Annotated in this window: 16 protein-coding genes; 9 read left to right on the top strand and 7 right to left on the bottom strand. The window is 34.7% G+C overall.

Annotated elements, in window-relative coordinates; translation table 11 throughout:
- Positions 1-94: 94 nt before the first annotated feature.
- The 3 genes from EKM00_RS09480 (at position 95) to EKM00_RS09470 (ending at position 4909) form a co-directional block, all read left to right on the top strand.
- Complete coding sequence (locus tag EKM00_RS09480) at positions 95-1537, top strand: OmpA family protein (RefSeq protein WP_126516010.1); 1443 nt, start codon at positions 95-97, stop codon at positions 1535-1537.
- 63 nt (positions 1538-1600) lie between these two features.
- A complete protein-coding gene (locus EKM00_RS09475) occupies positions 1601-4372 on the top strand; it encodes a PD-(D/E)XK nuclease family protein (protein WP_126516009.1) in 2772 nt (923 codons plus the stop codon).
- Between the two features lie 87 nt (positions 4373-4459).
- Entirely contained in the window at positions 4460-4909 is a 450-nt protein-coding gene (locus EKM00_RS09470) for an ATP-binding cassette domain-containing protein (RefSeq protein ID WP_233592272.1), read from the top strand.
- Here EKM00_RS09470 and EKM00_RS09465 read toward each other — a convergent pair.
- The 6 genes from EKM00_RS09465 to EKM00_RS09440 all read right to left on the bottom strand — a co-directional run bounded on the left by EKM00_RS09465 (position 4906) and on the right by EKM00_RS09440 (position 10492).
- Complete coding sequence (locus tag EKM00_RS09465; protein ID WP_126452739.1) at positions 4906-5688, bottom strand: alpha/beta fold hydrolase; 783 nt, start codon at positions 5686-5688, stop codon at positions 4906-4908. The two genes, EKM00_RS09470 and EKM00_RS09465, sit on opposite strands and share 4 nt — an antisense overlap.
- 350 nt (positions 5689-6038) lie before the next feature.
- Complete coding sequence (gene pyk, locus EKM00_RS09460) at positions 6039-7469, bottom strand: pyruvate kinase (RefSeq protein ID WP_126452737.1); 1431 nt, start codon at positions 7467-7469, stop codon at positions 6039-6041.
- A gap of 5 nt (positions 7470-7474) precedes the next feature.
- Complete coding sequence (locus EKM00_RS09455) at positions 7475-7963, bottom strand: IPExxxVDY family protein (RefSeq protein WP_126516008.1); 489 nt, start codon at positions 7961-7963, stop codon at positions 7475-7477.
- Positions 7964-8076: 113 nt separating this feature from the next.
- Positions 8077-8817 carry a ribonuclease III family protein gene (locus EKM00_RS09450; RefSeq protein ID WP_126452733.1) on the bottom strand — a complete coding sequence of 247 codons (741 nt, stop codon included), beginning with the start codon at positions 8815-8817 and terminating at the stop codon, positions 8077-8079.
- 6 nt (positions 8818-8823) lie between these two features.
- Entirely contained in the window at positions 8824-10077 is a 1254-nt protein-coding gene (gene fabF, locus EKM00_RS09445) for a beta-ketoacyl-ACP synthase II (RefSeq protein WP_126516007.1), read from the bottom strand.
- A 178-nt stretch (positions 10078-10255) separates the two neighbouring features.
- Positions 10256-10492: an acyl carrier protein gene (locus EKM00_RS09440; protein ID WP_007137004.1), complete on the bottom strand. Its 237-nt coding sequence runs from the start codon at positions 10490-10492 to the stop codon at positions 10256-10258.
- A 176-nt stretch (positions 10493-10668) separates the two neighbouring features.
- Here EKM00_RS09440 and purN point away from each other — a divergent pair, with 176 nt between their 5' ends.
- Entirely contained in the window at positions 10669-11238 is a 570-nt protein-coding gene (gene purN / locus EKM00_RS09435) for a phosphoribosylglycinamide formyltransferase (RefSeq protein ID WP_126516006.1), read from the top strand.
- Between the two features lie 5 nt (positions 11239-11243).
- Positions 11244-11714, top strand: a complete 471-nt coding sequence (rnhA, locus tag EKM00_RS09430) for a ribonuclease HI (RefSeq protein WP_126516034.1) — start codon at positions 11244-11246, stop codon at positions 11712-11714.
- 3 nt (positions 11715-11717) lie between these two features.
- Here rnhA and EKM00_RS09425 read toward each other — a convergent pair whose 3' ends face one another.
- The gene (locus EKM00_RS09425) at positions 11718-12656 is read right to left on the bottom strand and encodes a hydrogen peroxide-inducible genes activator (protein WP_126452727.1); all 939 of its coding nucleotides are present in this window, start codon (positions 12654-12656) and stop codon (positions 11718-11720) included.
- A 96-nt stretch (positions 12657-12752) separates the two neighbouring features.
- Between EKM00_RS09425 and EKM00_RS09420 the strand changes: the two genes are divergently transcribed.
- The 4 genes from EKM00_RS09420 (at position 12753) to EKM00_RS09405 (ending at position 17973) form a co-directional block, all read left to right on the top strand.
- A complete protein-coding gene (locus EKM00_RS09420; protein WP_126516005.1) occupies positions 12753-14276 on the top strand; it encodes a catalase in 1524 nt (507 codons plus the stop codon).
- Positions 14277-14338: 62 nt separating this feature from the next.
- Entirely contained in the window at positions 14339-14875 is a 537-nt protein-coding gene (locus EKM00_RS09415) for an ankyrin repeat domain-containing protein (RefSeq protein WP_126516004.1), read from the top strand.
- A gap of 144 nt (positions 14876-15019) precedes the next feature.
- Positions 15020-15943: a PfkB family carbohydrate kinase gene (locus EKM00_RS09410; protein ID WP_126461778.1), complete on the top strand. Its 924-nt coding sequence runs from the start codon at positions 15020-15022 to the stop codon at positions 15941-15943.
- 131 nt (positions 15944-16074) lie between these two features.
- Positions 16075-17973: an amidophosphoribosyltransferase gene (locus EKM00_RS09405; RefSeq protein ID WP_126516003.1), complete on the top strand. Its 1899-nt coding sequence runs from the start codon at positions 16075-16077 to the stop codon at positions 17971-17973.
- Positions 17974-18007: the final 34 nt, after the last annotated feature.

Below are 18007 nucleotides of genomic sequence, written 5' to 3'. Positions count from 1 at the left end.
CTTGTAAGTTTTTTTTAACATAACATTTTGTAGTTTAAAATTTACGTCCTATTTTTGCAAGTAATTAACTAATTTGTCATTAAAAAAATTAAGTATGAAACATCTTAACAAAATTTTAGTTGCTGCGATGATGGTGATGGGTTTAAGTTCTCACGCACAAGACAGTAACAACCCATGGGCAATCTCTTTTGGAGTAAATGCCGTCGACACTAAAGCTGGTGCTGAAGGTGGTAATAATTGGCTAGACCGTCATTTTTCTCAACCATTTGACGCAAAAACAAACTGGAACGTTCTTCCTTCTGTATCCTATTTAAGTGTATCCAAATACGTAGGAGATAATTTCTCTTTTGGTCTTACTGGATCTGTAAACAAAATTGATAAGTTTGTAACTTTTTCTCCAGGTACTGTAGGTGCTGATTCTAGAGGATATCATGTCACTAATCCGGGCGATTTGATGTATTATGGTGTTGATGCTACAATCAGATATAGCTTCATGAATTTGATTAAATCTAAAGTTATTGACCCATCTCTTTCTATTGGTGGTGGATATACATTCTTTGGAGACAGTAGTTTTGGAACTTTAAATCCAGGTGCTGGTTTAACTTTATGGTTTTCTGAAAATGTTGGTTTAGAACTTTCTACAAGATATAAAAAAGCTTTTGGAGATAGAACTGAAGGAGATATTGATTTTGCAACTCCTGATGCTCCATCCCATTTTCAACACTCTGCCGGTATTATCTTCAAATTTGGTGGAAAAGATACAGATGGTGATGGAATATATGACAAAGATGATGCTTGTCCAGAAGTTGCTGGTTTAAAAGAATTCAACGGATGTCCTGATACAGATGGAGACGGAATTCAAGACAGTGAAGATGAGTGTCCAAATGAAGCTGGTCCTAAAGAATTAAAAGGATGTCCTGATACAGATGGAGACGGTGTTGCTGATAAAGATGATGCTTGTCCAAATGAAGCTGGTCCTAAAGAATTAAAAGGATGTCCTGATACAGATGGAGACGGTGTTGCTGATAAAGATGACAAATGTCCTACAGTTGCAGGTCCTAAAGAAAACGGTGGATGCCCATGGCCAGATACTGATGGAGATGGTGTTCTAGACAAAGATGATGAGTGTCCTACTATTGCTGGCCCAGCTAGCAACAAAGGATGTCCTGAAGTAACTACTGAAGCTTTAGACAATCTTAAAATTCAAGCTAGAGCAGTTTACTTTAATTCTGGTAAAGCAACTTTCAAAACTGGAGATGTTCCAGCTAGATTAGATGCAATGGCAGAAATCCTGAAAAATTATCCAAATGCGAAATTTAGCATTGAAGGACATACAGATAGCGATGGTTCAGATGAATACAACCAAAAACTTTCTGAAGATAGAGCTAGTATCGTTAAAGAAGCTATGATCGAAAGAGGAATAAAAGCTGAAAACTTAAATACTGTTGGTTTTGGCGAAAGCACTCCAGTTGAAACAAATAAAACTGCTGCAGGTAAAGCTAAAAACAGAAGAACTGAATTGTTATTGCAAAAATAATATTGTTCAAAAATTTTTAGAAAACGCCTCGATTTATCGAGGCGTTTTTTTTATTTTTATAAAATGACAAATACTTCTTTTCTAGATAAAATAGCTTCGGTTTTAATCGCAAAATACGCTGACACTCTTTCCAATACGATTGTTGTTTTACCAAACAAACGAGCTAAAATATTCCTGATTGAAGCCTTAAAGAAACAAGTCGCCACCAACATAATTTCACCCGAAATTATAAGTATTGAGGATTTTGTTCAAAACATAGCTGGTATCCGCACTATAGATCCTATCGAATTATTATTCGAATTCTATGAAGTGTATTTATCTATTACCGCTACAGCAAATCAACAATCCTTTGAATTATTTGCCAATTGGGCCAAAACACTCCTGCAGGACTTCAATGAAATTGACCGCTATTTACTAGATCCATCCCATGTTCTTTCCTATCTGAAAGACATTGAAGATATTAAAAAATGGGGAATTGAAGTAGAAAACAAAACGGCATTATTAGAAAAATATATTGATTTTTGGAAACTACTGCCCAACTATTATCAATCATTGTACGCTCATTTACTGAACAAGGGAATCGGCTATCAAGGATTAATCTATCGTGAAGCAGTGCATAACATAAATCATTTTTCGAATTCCCTACATGACAAAAAATTCGTCTTTGCGGGTTTTAATGCATTGAATGCAGCCGAAGAAAAAATAATCCAACACCTCATCGCTTCTGATCAAGCCATAATATATTGGGACGCAGACCAAACCTTTCTCAATGATCCCTATCATGATGCTGGTTTGTTTGTACGACGTTTTAAAGAAAATTGGAAACATTATAAATTACATCCATTTGAATGGATTGTAAATGATTTTTCTCAAACTAAAAACATTCAGGTCATTGGCACACCCAAAACAATTGGTCAAGCCAAAATAGCCGGGAGTATTATCGAGAATATCATCAATGAATCCAAAAGCCTAGAAACTGATGGAACGCTAGATAAAGTTGCTGTGGTTCTGGGCGAAGAAAATCTTTTGGTACCGCTTTTATATTCATTACCCTCAAGTGTTGGCGCTTTGAATATTACGATGGGATATTCCAGCAAGAACAATCCAGCGCAGATTTTGACTGCTAAATTATTCAAAATGCACACAAATGCATTGTCCAGAAATGCTAAAAGCTATGTCTTATACTACAAAGATATCTTAGATATTTTAACCCATCCCTTGGTGGAACCATACGCAAAAACCAGCGTGCTAGTCCAAACCATTAACCAAAATAATTATACTTTTATTACGCATCATAAATTGATGGAATTGAATGGAATTCCAAGTGAAATATTTCTTTTCTTATTCCAAAAATGGGAAAAGGGTTCGATTCCAGTTTTAGAGACCATTTCAAAATTATTGCAAACCATCAAAGGAAATTTAAGTAACGACAACGAAGAAGAAAAAATCACCAAAGCTTTTGTTTTTGCTATTTTTAAAGTCATTAACAAACTAATTAATTATTATTCAAAGCACGAACATATCGATAAAATCGAAACTCTTTATGCCATTTACAAACAAGTTATTGATTTGGCCGAGGTTTCATTTGAAGGAGAACCGCTCAATGGTTTGCAAATTATGGGCGTTTTAGAAAGCCGTGTATTAGATTTTGACACCGTTATTGTCACTTCGATGAATGAAGGGAAATTCCCGGCCGGAAAATCGCAAAATTCGTTTATCCCCTATGATGTAAAACGCGAATTGGGCTTGCCCACATTCAAAGAAAAAGATGCAATTTACACCTATCATTTCTATCATCTATTACAAAGAGCAAAGAACATTTATTTAATTTATAATACCGAAAGTGAAGGATTGGATGCAGGAGAAAAAAGCAGATTCATCACGCAACTGGAAGTCGAAAAACAAAAAAATCATACGCTGACTCACGAAATTTATAATGCCGTGCTACCCGAAACAGCGTATCAGCCTATGGTGATTCCAAAATCAGAACGTGTTATGCTGCGATTGAAAGAAATAGCCGAAAAAGGGTTTTCTCCATCGGCGATGACGAGTTATATCCGGAATCCAATTCAGTTTTATTTCCAGAAGATTTTACGCATCAGCGAAGTCGAAGAAGTAGAGGAAAATATTGCCTTGAATACCTTGGGAACTATTATCCACGAAACTTTGAAAGTTTTATACGAGCCTTTCATTGATAAATTTATATCAGAAAGTGATATTCTAAATTGTTTCAAACAAATAGATACAGAGGTTTTGAAACAATTCAAATTGGTGTACAAAGAAGGTGAAATCAAAAAGGGTAAAAATTTGCTGGCATTTGAAGTCGCCAAGCGCAATGTTTCCAATTTCCTGAAAGTGGAACTGGAAAGTATCAAGAATGGTGATGCAATAAAAATTATAGCTTTGGAACAAACATTCGAGCGAATTATAAATCATCCTAATTTGCCTTTTCCGGTATTGATAAAAGGAAATGTAGACCGGATTGAAGAGCGCAACGGAATCATTCGAATTATCGATTATAAAACCGGAAAAGTAGAAAAAGCAAGCGTTACACTGAAATCATGGAAAGGACTTACTGAAGATATTAAAAGCGACAAAATCATTCAGGTGCTGGCGTATGCTTATATGTATGACGCTAAAGGAAAACCAATTGAAGCAGGAATAATTTCTTTTAAGAATTTAAAAGCAGGTTTTCTTGCGTTTAATTTTAAAGAAATCAACGAAATAAATGCAATTATAAATGAAGAAATATTAGGTAATTATTTAGAGCAAATGGTTCTTTTATTAAGCGAAATTTTAGATGAAAACATTCCTTTTGAAGAAAAACTAATTTAAACAAAATTCCCAATCAGAAAACTAGCCAATATCTTCGAGTTTTACAAAAGCACTTTGACAATTAACGTGAAATCAAAAACTAGTGATTTGCTAAACGAAATCAGTTATTTGTCTCAAGATAATTTTATTCCAAATTCATTTTCGATAAAAAAGACTATTCAATTGGCTATTGCCAAAGATAAATTACAGGATTTTTATGCTGACGATATGATTCAATCGATGTTAGAGAAAAAAATAAAACATTTATCTGGCGGAGAATTACGGTATTTAGAAATTAAATTAATCCTGAATAATGCATCTAAATTTGCTTTACTAGACGAACCATACAATGGCTTATCACCCATAATGATTGAAAAAATTAATGAATTAATCACTGCAATGTCCAGCACAAAAGGCATTATTATCACAGATCATAATTATGAAAATGTGATAAAAGTCTCCACAAAACTGGCGTTTATGAAAGAAGGAAAAATGCATCATTTAAAAGACAAAAGCGAATTGGTGGAAAAAGGGTATTTGAAACCTGGAATGATTTAGATGCTTTTGAAAAAAGCTAATAATACGTTCAACAATTCGTCTTGGTTTTCAATGTGACTCATGTGTCCGTCCGGAAAAGTCACCAGTTTCATGGCCGTGCCTTCTATCTGTTCTTTGGTTTCTTCGTAATTTAGAACCGGGTCTTTTTCGCCCAGAATCAAAAGTTTAGGAAAAGGTGCTAAATGCAACAACACTTCTCTGTCTTGTCGTATTTTCATACCTTCCAGTGAGGCAACGATTCCCTGAAGGGGTGTTTTTAAAGCTTCCTTCTTTACGCTTTCAATTACTGATAAAAGGCGCTCTCTGTTGTTTTCACTGAATAAATTTGCAATGGAAAGTGAGATGAAATTGACAAAAGATTGTTTTACTGCTTTTATAGCCCGATCTCTATTTGTTTTTCGTTCCTCGCTGTCGGCTCTTGCGGTCGAGTTTAATAAAACCAATCCTTTTATCGTGTCCGGATACAATTCGGCGAAAGCCAAAGCTACATAACCGCCCATAGAATGCCCTACAAAAATGGCTTTACGGATGCGTAGTTCCGATAAAACAGCGTGCACAGCATCAGCATTATCCTCCATCGTTTGCACGTAACTCAAACATTCCGTTTCGCCATGTCCCAATAAATCAATGGTGATGATGCGGTTTTTTTTAGCAAACTCCGGAATATAAAAATCCCACATGCCTTTATTTTCCAAGAAACCGTGAAGTAAGACAATAGCGGTTCCCTTCCCGGTATCGGAATAGGAGATGTTGGTATTTTTAAAGAGAATTTGTTTCAAGGTTTTTTGTTTAAAGTACTAGATTCAGCTAATTAATGTAACTTTATAAAAAAGACATTTCCGCCCTTTCGTTCAAATGCAACAAATGTTGTTTATTTACGCCTGACAAAAGTTAAAAATAAGGAGCCCCGTAATCCACGAACAAAGATACATAATCAGTGTACTATTTAGAACTAACGATAAAAAAGCAAAATAGCAATTTTAGATTGAGACAAATCTGTCATAACCCAATAAGTAAAGTGCAATTGTAATTTACTTATTGAAAATCAATTTTTTACCGTGTTTTTAACAAAAAAATCCGTCTGTTGATCGAACCAGACGGATTTTTAATACATAATGAGAATGTTTTATTATTCTATTTCAGAAACTCTCAGGGTGTTTACCATCCCCTTTTCCTTAATAGGCATTGCTGCTAAATTGATAAGGAAATCTCCTTTTTGTACAAACCCTTTTTGTTTTACAATTTCATTTATGTCCGTTACGGTATCATCTGTGCTTACATCTTTAGTGTACATGAAAGATTTTACACCCCATAATAAATTAAGCTGAGTAAGGATTCTCTTATTTGAGGTAAACACTAAAATATGTGCATTTGGTCTCCATGCAGAAATTTGAAATGCGGTATACCCACTATTTGTCAAAGTACAAATTGCTTTTGCTTTGATTACATTAGCCATGGAGGCAGCGTGGTGACAAATTGTTTTAGTGATAAATCGTTTTGTTTTTATCTGTGGCGTATTTTGTGGCACTTGGATTAGCGGTGAATCTTCTACAGCTTCAATGATTTGTGTCATTTTTTGAATTACCTGAACCGGATAATTTCCAGTTGCTGTTTCTCCCGAAAGCATTACGGCATCAGCACCATCCATAACGGAGTTAGCAACATCATTTACTTCGGCACGAGTTGGTGTAAGAGACGTAATCATTGTTTCCATCATTTGCGTGGCAACAATAACTGGAATTCTAGCCGTTTTGGCTCTGCGAATAAGTTCTTTTTGAACTAACGGTACTTCATGAGCAGGAAGTTCAACTCCTAAATCTCCGCGGGCAACCATCAGACCATCACAATAAGCAACAATTTTGTCAATGTTTTCTAGTGCTTCCGGCATTTCGATTTTGGCAATAATTGGAATTTTATGTTCTGAATGTTTGGCGATTAATTCTTGTAATTCTTGTAAATCTTGTGGTGTTTTCACGAAAGATAAGGCAATCCAATCTACATTTTGGCCAATGGCAAAAATGGCATCTGCAATATCTTTTTCGGTCATTGCCGGTAGGGATATTTTTGTATTAGGTAAATTTACTCCTTTTTTTGATTTCAATTCGCCACCTTGAATTACTCTTGCTATAACTTCTGATTTTTTATCCGTCTCCACGATTTCGAAAATGAGTTTACCATCATCAAGCAAAATTCTTTCTCCAGGATTTACATCATTTGGAAAGTTTTGATATTTCATGAATACTTTCTTAGCAGTTCCAAGAATATCTTCGGCAGTTGTAAATGTAATTAGATCCCCATCGTGTACGACGACACCTTCCTCCATAACTCCTACTCGAAGTTTTGGCCCTTGTAAATCGCCAAGAATAGCAGTTGTATAACCAAACTCTTCATTTAAACCTCGTATAAGGCTTATTTTTTCTTTTACATCATTGTAGTCCGCATGCGAGAAGTTTACTCGGAACACATTTACACCAGCTTCGATCATGTCTTTTATGATCTCTCTTGTACTGCATGCAGGCCCAAGTGTGGCTACAATTTTAGTTTTTTTGTTTGTAAGCATTTGTATTAAAAAATTAAATTGTTTTTAGATTTTATTTTATTTGTATCTACTATATAAACAGTAGATATGCTGTTTATGGTATTTAATAGGAGCTGCGTTTGGGACACGTTTATGGCATCTTCGTGATGTTCTATTTTTAAAAAATAATCTACTTTTTTAAATTCAGGAAGTAAAAAGACTTTTGTTGAAACTTCCATGGACACGTTAGAAAATAGATTTTGGTTATTTCCTTTTTTATACTGGATGACTTCATTTTTATTTTGAATCAAATTCCAGGAAATGCCGCTTTCAATGTCTTCATAATAAAATCGGGAAAAACCTGTTTCTCCTTCTTTAATATTAATTTGAATTTCACTTTTACTTTTACTAAGATTGACAGGCAGCATTTGATTAATAAAAAATGCCAAACGATAGTCCTCTAATGAAGTATGAATCGCAATAAGATAGTAATCTATTTCGTCAAATTCGCCCAGATTAAGTTTAAGAATAGCCATTTCATGAAAAAATAAGATGTAAATATAGTATTTCTATCGAAGTATTGACCGCTCAAAAGGTGATGTTTTTGTTAATTTATAAACGAAAACGATATAGTTTTGTGTATATTAAATTATTTTCTTTCCATTTTTTCTTGAAATGCAAAATAAGCGCGTTGCGATGCTTTTTCTTCTGCTTTCTTTTTGGATGTGGCTCTTGCTTTTGCAATCACTTTATTGTCAATGCTAAGTTTCACGCCAAATAAGCGTTGCCCATCAATAGCATTGTCCTCAAAAATATCATAATGAAATATTTTTTTTTCTTTTTGACACCATTCTATCACCAGACTTTTGTAACTGATTACTTTTCCTTCGAGTCTTGCAATATCTACATAAGGTAGTACTACTCTTTTTTGAATAAATTTTTCGCAATATACATAGCCTCGGTCTAAGTAAATCGCTCCCACCAATGACTCAAAAATATTACCATGGATGTTCTCGCCAAAATGCTGAAGTGGCACTTTGCTTTCTATGTATTGTACAAGATTTAAGTCTTTCCCTAATTCGTTCAAATGCTCCCTACTCACAATTTTAGAACGCATTTTAGTCAAATATCCCTCGTCACCAGCAGGTGCTTTATTGAATAGATGAGCCGCAATAACGGAGCTTAACATTGCGTCTCCCAAGAATTCTAACCGTTCATAATTGATTGGATTTCCTAAAATATCAAGGCGATTAGAGGAACGATGGGTGAATGCTTTTTTATAAAAATCAAGGTTTAATGGGGCAAATCCTAGAATTTTCTGAATAGAATCAAAAAAAATCCCGTCTTCTGGAGAACGGGATTTTGAAAATATTTTTCTAATTATACGCATTTATAATTAGATTTCTAATTTTTTTACTAGTACACAAGCATTGTGACCTCCAAAACCGAAAGTGTTACTCATCACTACATTCATTTCTCTTTTCTGAACTTTGTTGAACGTAAAATTTAGTTTAGCGTCGATATTTTCATCATCTGTGAAATGATTTATTGTTGGTGGGACTAGTCCATGTTTTAAGGAAAGTATCGAAGAAATTGTTTCTACTGCTCCGGCTGCACCAAGTAAATGGCCTGTCATAGATTTAGTCGAATTTAAATTCATCGTGTAAGCGTGTTCCCCAAAAACATGAAGTATTGCTTTAGATTCTGCCATGTCACCAAGTGGCGTAGAGGTTCCGTGCATATTCACACCATCTACATCAGTTGCTTGTAAACCGGCATCTCTCAAACAGTTTAACATTACATTTTTAGCGCCTAATCCATCAGGATGCGGTGCCGTAATATGGTAAGCATCAGCTGACATTCCGCCACCGCCAATTTCGCAGTAAATATTTGCTCCACGAGCAATAGCGTGTTCGTATTCTTCTAGGACTAATGCGCCAGCTCCTTCGCCTAAGATAAAACCATCTCGATCTTTATCCATTGGTCTAGAAGCGGTTTTAGGATCGTCATTTCTGGTAGATAAAGCATGCATGGCATTAAAGCCACCCATTCCGGCTATGGTCACCGCAGCTTCAGAGCCTCCGGTTATCATAGCATCAGCATGACCTAATCTTATATAGTTGAAAGCATCAATAATAGCATTTGTAGAAGAAGCACAAGCAGAAACAGTGGTAAAATTTGGACCTCTGAATCCGTATTTTATAGAGATATGTCCTCCTGCGATATCCGAAATCATTTTTGGAATAAAGAAAGGATTAAATTTAGGAGTACCATCACCTGCAGCAAAATTCAACATTTCAATTTGAAAAGTTTCTAATCCTCCAATTCCAGAGCCCCAGATAACACCTACTCTGTCTTTGTCTAATTTTTCAAAATTGAAACCGGCATCTACAACCGCTTCATCAGAGGCAACCATAGCATACTGCGCATAGCGATCCATTTTTCTAGCTTCTTTTCTGTCTAAGAAATCCTCCGCATTAAAATTTTTCAATTCACACGCAAATTGAGTTTTAAATTTTGAAGCATCAAAATAAGTTATTGGTGCTGCTCCACTAACGCCAGTAATAAGTCCATTCCAATATTCTTGAATGTTATTTCCAATAGGAGTAAGAGCACCTAAACCTGTTACAACAACTCGTCTTAATACCATAAATTCTTTATTTTTTGTTATCTTTAAACAAATAAAACCCATGCTTTCTTTACTGTATTTTTACAAAAAGAGCCATGGGTATTACAATAAATATCTTTTTGATTGAAATCCAATCTCGAATTTAATTTCAAAATAATAATAACACCCGCTTACAAGATTGTAAACGGGTGCGTATTTATTATTTTTTTGCTTCCTCGATGTAAGAGATTGCTTGACCTACAGTAGCGATGTTTTCTGCTTGATCATCTGGAATTTGAATGTCAAATTCTTTTTCGAATTCCATAATAAGCTCAACAGTGTCTAATGAGTCAGCTCCTAAATCATTAGTGAAGCTTGCTTCTGTTACAACTTCGTTTTCGTCAACACCTAATTTGTCTACGATAATCGCTTTTACTCTTGATGCAATGTCTGACATAATCTTTAATTTTAGAATTTAATTTGTTGGCAAAAATAAAAAACTTTATTTGAAAACAACTATTTAGTTAATAAATGTGACAACTAAATTATGAAATTTATTTTAACAAAGCTGCCACAATGTTATTTATTTTCATTTTTTATCCCTTTTTTTGCATCATTAAAACAAGCTAGGTTATGAAAAAAATTGTCGTTTTTGCTTCTGGATCGGGTACTAATGCTGAAAACATCATAAAGTATTTTGCAAAATCTAAACTTGCAACGGTTCAAGCAGTCTTTGCAAACAGCTCCATCGCCAAGGTGCTTGACAAAGCAAAAAACCATGGCGTTGCAACGAATATTTTTACTAAAGAACAACTTATTGAAGGGGAAGTATTACGTAAAATAAATACAATTCAGCCTGATCTGATTGTTTTGGCTGGTTTTTTATTGAAATTTCCTGAAAATATCATCACATCCTATCCGGATAAGATCATAAACATACATCCTGCCTTGTTGCCAAAATATGGTGGCAAAGGAATGTACGGGATGAATATTCACCAAGCCATTGTGGAAAATAATGAAAAAGAAACCGGAATTACCATTCATTATGTTAATGAAAATTATGACGAAGGAAATATTCTTTTTCAAAAAAAAATAATTTTATCAGGTCACGAAACTCCAGAAGAAGTGGCCTATAAAATTCATGAATTGGAACAAAAGTATTTTCCGGAAGTGATTGAAAGACTATTAACTCATAATTTATAATTTTGATTTCTCACGACGTACACATATACACAGACGGTGCTGCTAAAGGCAATCCAGGTAACGGTGGCTATGGCGTTGTTATGGAATGGGTAGGAAAACCTTATAAAAAGGAATTCTATGAAGGTTTTCGTCGAACCACTAATAACAGAATGGAGTTGTTGGCAGTAATTGCAGGTCTCGAAAAGCTAAAAAATCCTAATACTACCGTTTTGGTGATTTCGGATTCTAAATATGTGGTGGATTCAGTAATAAAAAAATGGGTTTTGGGTTGGGAAAAAAAAGGTTTTGCAGACCGGAAAAATGCTGATTTGTGGAAACGATTTTTAATTGTATACAGAAAACACAAAGTAGATTTTAAGTGGATCAAAGGCCACAACAATCATGTCCAAAACGAAAGATGTGATGCCTTAGCTGTTATGGCTTCAATGCAAAAACAACTTTCTATAGATGCTTTTTATGAAAGCACGTGTGAGTGATTATTATATTTGAGTAATTGCTAATTCGCTTTTTTTATATTTATTTGAAATCAAATCTTTGTTTATTGTGCTGTGAATGATTTTGGCAAGCGCTTCAATGGTTCTGATTTTTGCATAAGGACGGTGGTAAATAATACTCATTTCACGAACCGGAATAGGAGCATTAAAAAAACTGACTTGTTTTTTTCTTTCGGTAGAAAGGGTGTTGTAATATAATTCGGGAATCAAAGTTAATCCGCCAAATTCGTCAATCATATTCAATAAAGTATCAAAAGAACTTGCTTCAAGTTTTAAATTTTCAACCATTTTTTCTTTTTTCTTTAAAGAACATAATTTAATAAATTGTTCTCTAAGACAATGACCTTCTTCCAAAAGCCAGATTTTATGATTTCTAATTTCATCGGGTAAAATATAGTTCTGTACCGGGTCAATGTCGCCATACACCATTAAAGTTTCATAAAATAACACGATATCTTCAATTTCAGTGTCATGTAAAGGTGTCGCAACAATTCCCATGTCAAGTTGCCCTTCTTTCAGCTGTTTTGTAATGGAGTTGGTTGTTTGTTCTGAAATTTCTAGTTTTAAGTCAGGAAAGTTTTCTAAAATAGGTTTTAAAATTTTTGGAAGTAAAGAGTTTGCTATTGTCGGGATGATTCCAATTCTAATTTTTCCTTCAATTTTTCCAATACTCTTTTTGGCGTTGTCTTTTAAAAGCTGGCTATGAAGAACTACTTTTTTTGCATTTTCAATAGTTTCTATTCCAATTTCGGTTGTTTCAGTTGGATTTTTCTTTCGGTCAAAAATCACTATTCCAAGCTCTTGCTCTAATTTCTTGACCATTGCGCTCAATGTTGCTTGAGTTACATTGCAATACTCTGCGGCCTTAGTGAAATTTTTTAAGCGATCTACTGCAATTATATATTCTAATTGTTGGATATTCATATATAGATATTGTCTATAGCAAAGATATAAAATTTCAGTTATGTCAATATGATTTTTGTCAATATTTTTGCATGAATTAAATAAAAAAATAACCTTATGAAACAAAAAGCATTAGTCTTATCACTAGCATTAGTGATAACTCAGCTAACACTTGGTCAAACGTTGACAACAAATTCCGGAGCTCCAGTAGGAGACAATCAAAATTCAAAAACAATTGGACAAGATGGACAAGTCCTGCTTGAAGACATTCATTTGATTGAAAAACTAGCTGCATTTGACCGCGAACGCATCCCGGAAAGAGTGGTTCATGCTCGAGGAACTGGTGCATTTGGAGAATTTGTTGCTGCCTCTGATTTTTCGGATGTTACGATGGCAGATTTCTTAAATAAAGCGGGTAAAAAAACACCATTATTGGTTCGGTTCTCAATGGTAATACATCAGGCAGGCTCCCCGGAAACATACCGTGATCCTCGAGGTTTTGCAGTTAAATTTTATACTGAACAAGGAAATTATGATTTAGTAGGAAACAATTTGCCTGTTTTCTTTATCCGTGACGCAATGAAGTTTCCAGACATGGTTCATGCCTTTAAACCGTCCCCAATAACAAATGGCGCATCAGATCCGAACAGAGCATTCGATTTCTTTTCCAATGTACCAGAATCAACGCACATGTTTACTTGGGTATTTTCTGACTATGGAATCCCTGCTAATTTTCGCCAAATGGAAGGAAATGGAGTACATGCTTACAAATGGGTAAATGCGAAAGGCGAAGTAACCTACGTAAAATACAAATGGGTTCCGCAACAAGAAGTACGTAATTTATCGCAAGCAGAAGCCAATGCAATTCAATCCACACAAATTGAGCATGCTACTTTGGATTTGCGCAATGAAATTGAAAAAGGAAATTTTCCAAAATGGGATTTGTATGTTCAAATGTTGAAAAAAGAAGATTTTTTGGCTTTGGATTTTAATGCTGTTGATCCTACTAAAATTTGGCCTGAAAAAATTGCTAAACTGATAAAAGTAGGAACGATGACTTTGAATCAAAATCCTACTAATTATTTTCAGCAAATAGAGCAAGCCGCTTTTTCTCCAGCAATTTTAGTTCCAGGTATTGAGCCTTCAGAAGATAAATTATTACAAGGGAGATTGTTCTCATATACTGATACACAACGCCATCGTTTAGGAGGGAATTTTCAACAAATTCCAGTAAACTTGCCTAAAAACGGAGTGAACACCTACAATGAAAATGGGTATATGTCGTTGCGCCCTCAAACTGGTGATGTAAATTATCAGCCTTCAACAAATAAACCGGAGGTAAAGGATGATGCAAAATTCAAGTATTCAACATCAGAATTTGCAAACGCAACTACTGCACAGTCAAAAATTTCGAAACCAAATGATTTCGCACAAGCGGGCGATTTGTACCGTTCTTTTTCTAAGAAAGATCAAGATGCATTAATTTTTAATTTATCAGGTGCTTTAAAACAAGTAAAAAACAAAGTAATTGTTGCTAAGATGATTGCTCATTTTTATCAAGCGGATAGAGAATACGGAATGCGTTTAGCAAAAGAACTTAAAATGGATCGTAAAGAATTAGAATCTTTAATGATGCAATAATTGTAAGAAAACTTAATAAAGGAGCGTTTTTAGCGCTCCTTTACTATTTAAATTTTAAAAAAATGAAAAAAATAATTTTCACCTTATTGATTTTAATTCCTGGTTTTTTGAACGCACAAAACAAGGATGTTTTTGAAGCGGCAAGGACCAATGATCTAAAAACGATTGAAAAATTTGTACAGGAAGGAAATGATATAAATTTATTAAATTCCTCTGGTTATAGTTTGCTTATTCTGTCGGTTTACAATAATAATTATGAGGTTGCAACGTATTTGATTTCGCAAAAAGCAAATTTAGATATTCAGGATTCCTCCGGCAATTCCGCTTTGATGGGTGCGTGCTTTAAAGGGTATTCTTCCTTAGCAGAATTGTTATTGGCACACAAAGCAAGTCCAGACATAATAAATTACAATAAGGCAAATGCGTTATTTTTTGCTGCCACTTTTGGTCAGGAAAAATGTGTGGAAATTTTGTTGAAATATAAAATTAATACGCATCAAACAGACATTTTTGGAAAAACGGCTTTGGATTATGCGGTGAACCAAGAAAATGAGGCTATTATTGACTTATTAAATAAAAATATTTTGGTTAAATCATAAATTCAAATAAGGATAACAACTCTAATAATTATGGCGTAAATTAGTCTAGGACTACCTCTTAATTTGGCAAAATTTTACACCTCAGACTCTTTGCAACTTCACAAGTTATACCCTATCTTTGCGCCTTAATTTGAATCTACATAAATGAATAAATTATTGATTGTTGGAAGCGTTGCTTTTGATGCTATAGAAACGCCTTTTGGCAAAACGGATAAAATTTTAGGTGGAGCTGCACCTTACATAGGACTTTCGGCTTCTTTTTTTAATTTACAATCTGCCATAGTTTCTGTCGTTGGCGATGATTTTCCACAAGAATATTTAGATTTATTGACAGCAAGAAACATTGATATTTCTGGACTTGAAGTAGTAAAAGGTGGAAAAACGTTTTTTTGGAGCGGTCTTTACCATAACGATTTGAATTCAAGAGATACATTAGCAACGGAACTTAATGTTTTGGGTGATTTTCAACCGAAAGTCCCTCAGAATTTTAAAAATGCCGATATAGTAATGTTAGGAAATTTACATCCATTAGTACAAAGTAGCGTAATTGACCAAATGGAAACTAAACCAAAATTAGTGGTGCTCGACACTATGAATTTTTGGATGGATTGTGCTTTGCCTGAATTATTGGATGTAATGAAACGTGTTGATGTGATTACAATCAATGACGAAGAAGCAAGACAACTTTCAGGAGAATATTCTTTAGTGAAAGCGGCCGCTAAGATCCATAATATGGGGCCTAAATATGTAGTAATTAAAAAAGGTGAACACGGAGCACTTTTGTTTCACAATAAAGAAGTTTTCTTTGCGCCAGCACTGCCATTAGAAGAAGTTTTTGATCCAACAGGAGCAGGAGATACTTTTGCGGGAGGTTTTGCAGGATATTTAACACAGAGTGAAAACATCTCTTTTGAGAATATGAAAAATGCGGTTATATACGGTTCTAATTTAGCCTCATTTAGTGTGGAGAAATTTGGAACGGAGCGGATGGTTAATTTAGATAAAGAGGAAGTTGTGTCCAGATTAAAACAATTTAAATCATTGACACAGTTTGACATAGAATTATAATACATGGAAACCTCGGAAACGGGGTTTTTTTGTTAAAAAAATAGAAGAGATACTATCTGGTTTGATTATTGCCCATATATAAATCAGTCCAATTCATTTTTTAGAATAACACAACAACAAACAACAACACAATGAGCGACGCTTTACAACACGAATGTGGAATAGCACTAGTTAGACTACTCAAACCGCTTGAATTTTACAAAGAGAAATACGGAACTGCTTTTTACGGAATACAAAAAATGTATCTCCTTATGGAAAAGCAGCACAATCGCGGGCAAGACGGAGCAGGTTTTGCAAGTATTAAAATGGATGTTGAACCTGGTGAGCGATACATAAGTCGCGTACGATCAAACCATTCGCAGCCTATTCAAGATGTATTTAAACAAATAAATGAAAGAATAAATGAAGAGATGGCAGCTCATCCTGAATATGCGGATGATGTAGCGCTTCAAAAAGAAAATATTCCTTACCTAGGCGAATTGTTTTTGGGTCATGTGCGATATGGAACTTTTGGGAAAAATAGTATTGAAAGCGTTCATCCATTTCTGCGTCAAAGCAATTGGATGCATCGAAATCTGATATTGGCCGGGAATTTCAATATGACCAATGTGAAAGAACTTTTCCAAAATTTGGTAGAATTGGGTCAGCATCCAAAAGAAATGGCAGATACGGTGACGGTTATGGAAAAAATCGGACATTTTCTGGACAAAGAAGTGATGCAGTTGTATCAGGATTGTAAAGAAGAAGGTTTGTCTAAAAGAGAAGCTTCTCCTGTAATTGCCGAACGCTTGGATATTGCTAAAATTTTGAGACGTTCTTCTAAAAATTTAGATGGAGGATATGCTATGGCTGGACTTTTAGGTCACGGTGATTCATTTGTCTTTAGAGATCCTGCCGGGATACGTCCAGCTTATTTTTATCAAGATGACGAAGTAATTGTTGTGGCTTCTGAAAGACCGGTTATACAAACCGTTTTCAATGTGCCTTTCGAAAAAGTTCAAGAAATAGAACCTGGAACTGCATTAATAATTAAGAAAAACGGTACGGTTTCCATGGAAGAGATTCTTCCTCCAACAGTAAAAAAAGCCTGTTCTTTTGAACGAATTTATTTCTCAAGAGGAAGTGATGCTGAAATATATCAGGAAAGAAAAACATTAGGAAGATTGATACTTCCGGCGGTGTTAAAATCAATTGATCAAGACACAGACAATACAGTTTTCTCTTATATTCCAAATACTGCCGAGACGTCTTTCTACGGATTGGTGGAAGCAGCTCAAGATTTTCTGAATCAAAGAAAGAACAATTATATTCTTCAAAATAGAAATACCTTAACTAAGGAATCATTACAAGAACTCCTTTCTGTCAAAATTCGTACGGAGAAAGTCGCAATTAAAGATGCAAAACTTAGAACGTTTATTACCGAGGACAGCAGCCGTGATGATTTGGTTGCCCATGTATATGATGTTACATATGGAGTTATCAAACCAACGGATAATTTAGTAATAATCGATGATAGTATTGTTCGAGGTACAACCCTGAAAATGAGTATCATCAAAATGATGGATCGTTTGAATCCAAAAAGAATTGTAATCGTATCCTCTGCACCGCAAATACGTTATCCGGATTGTTACGGTATTGATATGGCAAAACTAGAAGGATTAGTAGCTTTTAAAGCAGCTTTAGAATTGCTAAAAGAAAGAAACATGTATCATATTGTTGATGAGGTATATGTAAAATGTAAAGCACAGGAAAACTTCAATGACACCGAAGTTATCAATTATGTAACAGCAATATATGCGCCTTTTCAACCGCAAGAGGTTTCAGATAAAATTGCGCAAATGTTGAGTTCACCGGAGATAAAGGCCGAGGTAAAAATCATTTTCCAAACGGTAGAAGATTTGCATATTGCCTGTCCTAAAAATTTAGGGGATTGGTATTTTACGGGTGATTATCCAACGCCAGGAGGAAATAGGGTCGTTAATAGAGCTTTTATGAATTTTTACGAGGGGAAAGATGCTAGAGCTTACTAGTAAGTTTCAGCTTGTGGTTTTTAATCAGTTTTCT

Origin of the sequence: Flavobacterium sp. RSP15, assembly GCF_003968755.1 — a bacterium.
In the GTDB taxonomy this organism is placed as follows: Bacteria; Bacteroidota; Bacteroidia; order Flavobacteriales; family Flavobacteriaceae; genus Flavobacterium.
Note: the sequence above shows the minus strand (reverse complement) of the source record. Positions and strands in the feature narration are given on the sequence as shown.

Bases quoted from the DNA above. Each gene is read 5' to 3' on its own strand.
- fabF (WP_126516007.1), bottom strand. From the start codon at position 10,077: ATGGTATTAAGACGAGTTGTTGTAACAGGTTTAGGTGCTCTTACTCCT.
- EKM00_RS09455 (WP_126516008.1), bottom strand. From the start codon at position 7,963: ATGGCTATTCTTAAACTTAATCTGGGCGAATTTGACGAAATAGATTAC.
- EKM00_RS09440 (WP_007137004.1), bottom strand. From the start codon at position 10,492: ATGTCAGACATTGCATCAAGAGTAAAAGCGATTATCGTAGACAAATTA.
- EKM00_RS09415 (WP_126516004.1), top strand. From the start codon at position 14,339: ATGAAAAAAATAATTTTCACCTTATTGATTTTAATTCCTGGTTTTTTG.
- pyk (WP_126452737.1), bottom strand. From the start codon at position 7,469: ATGCTTACAAACAAAAAAACTAAAATTGTAGCCACACTTGGGCCTGCA.
- EKM00_RS09420 (WP_126516005.1), top strand. From the start codon at position 12,753: ATGAAACAAAAAGCATTAGTCTTATCACTAGCATTAGTGATAACTCAG.
- EKM00_RS09450 (WP_126452733.1), bottom strand. From the start codon at position 8,817: ATGCGTATAATTAGAAAAATATTTTCAAAATCCCGTTCTCCAGAAGAC.
- EKM00_RS09480 (WP_126516010.1), top strand. From the start codon at position 95: ATGAAACATCTTAACAAAATTTTAGTTGCTGCGATGATGGTGATGGGT.
- purN (WP_126516006.1), top strand. From the start codon at position 10,669: ATGAAAAAAATTGTCGTTTTTGCTTCTGGATCGGGTACTAATGCTGAA.
- EKM00_RS09405 (WP_126516003.1), top strand. From the start codon at position 16,075: ATGAGCGACGCTTTACAACACGAATGTGGAATAGCACTAGTTAGACTA.
- EKM00_RS09425 (WP_126452727.1), bottom strand. From the start codon at position 12,656: ATGAATATCCAACAATTAGAATATATAATTGCAGTAGATCGCTTAAAA.
- EKM00_RS09410 (WP_126461778.1), top strand. From the start codon at position 15,020: ATGAATAAATTATTGATTGTTGGAAGCGTTGCTTTTGATGCTATAGAA.
- EKM00_RS09475 (WP_126516009.1), top strand. From the start codon at position 1,601: ATGACAAATACTTCTTTTCTAGATAAAATAGCTTCGGTTTTAATCGCA.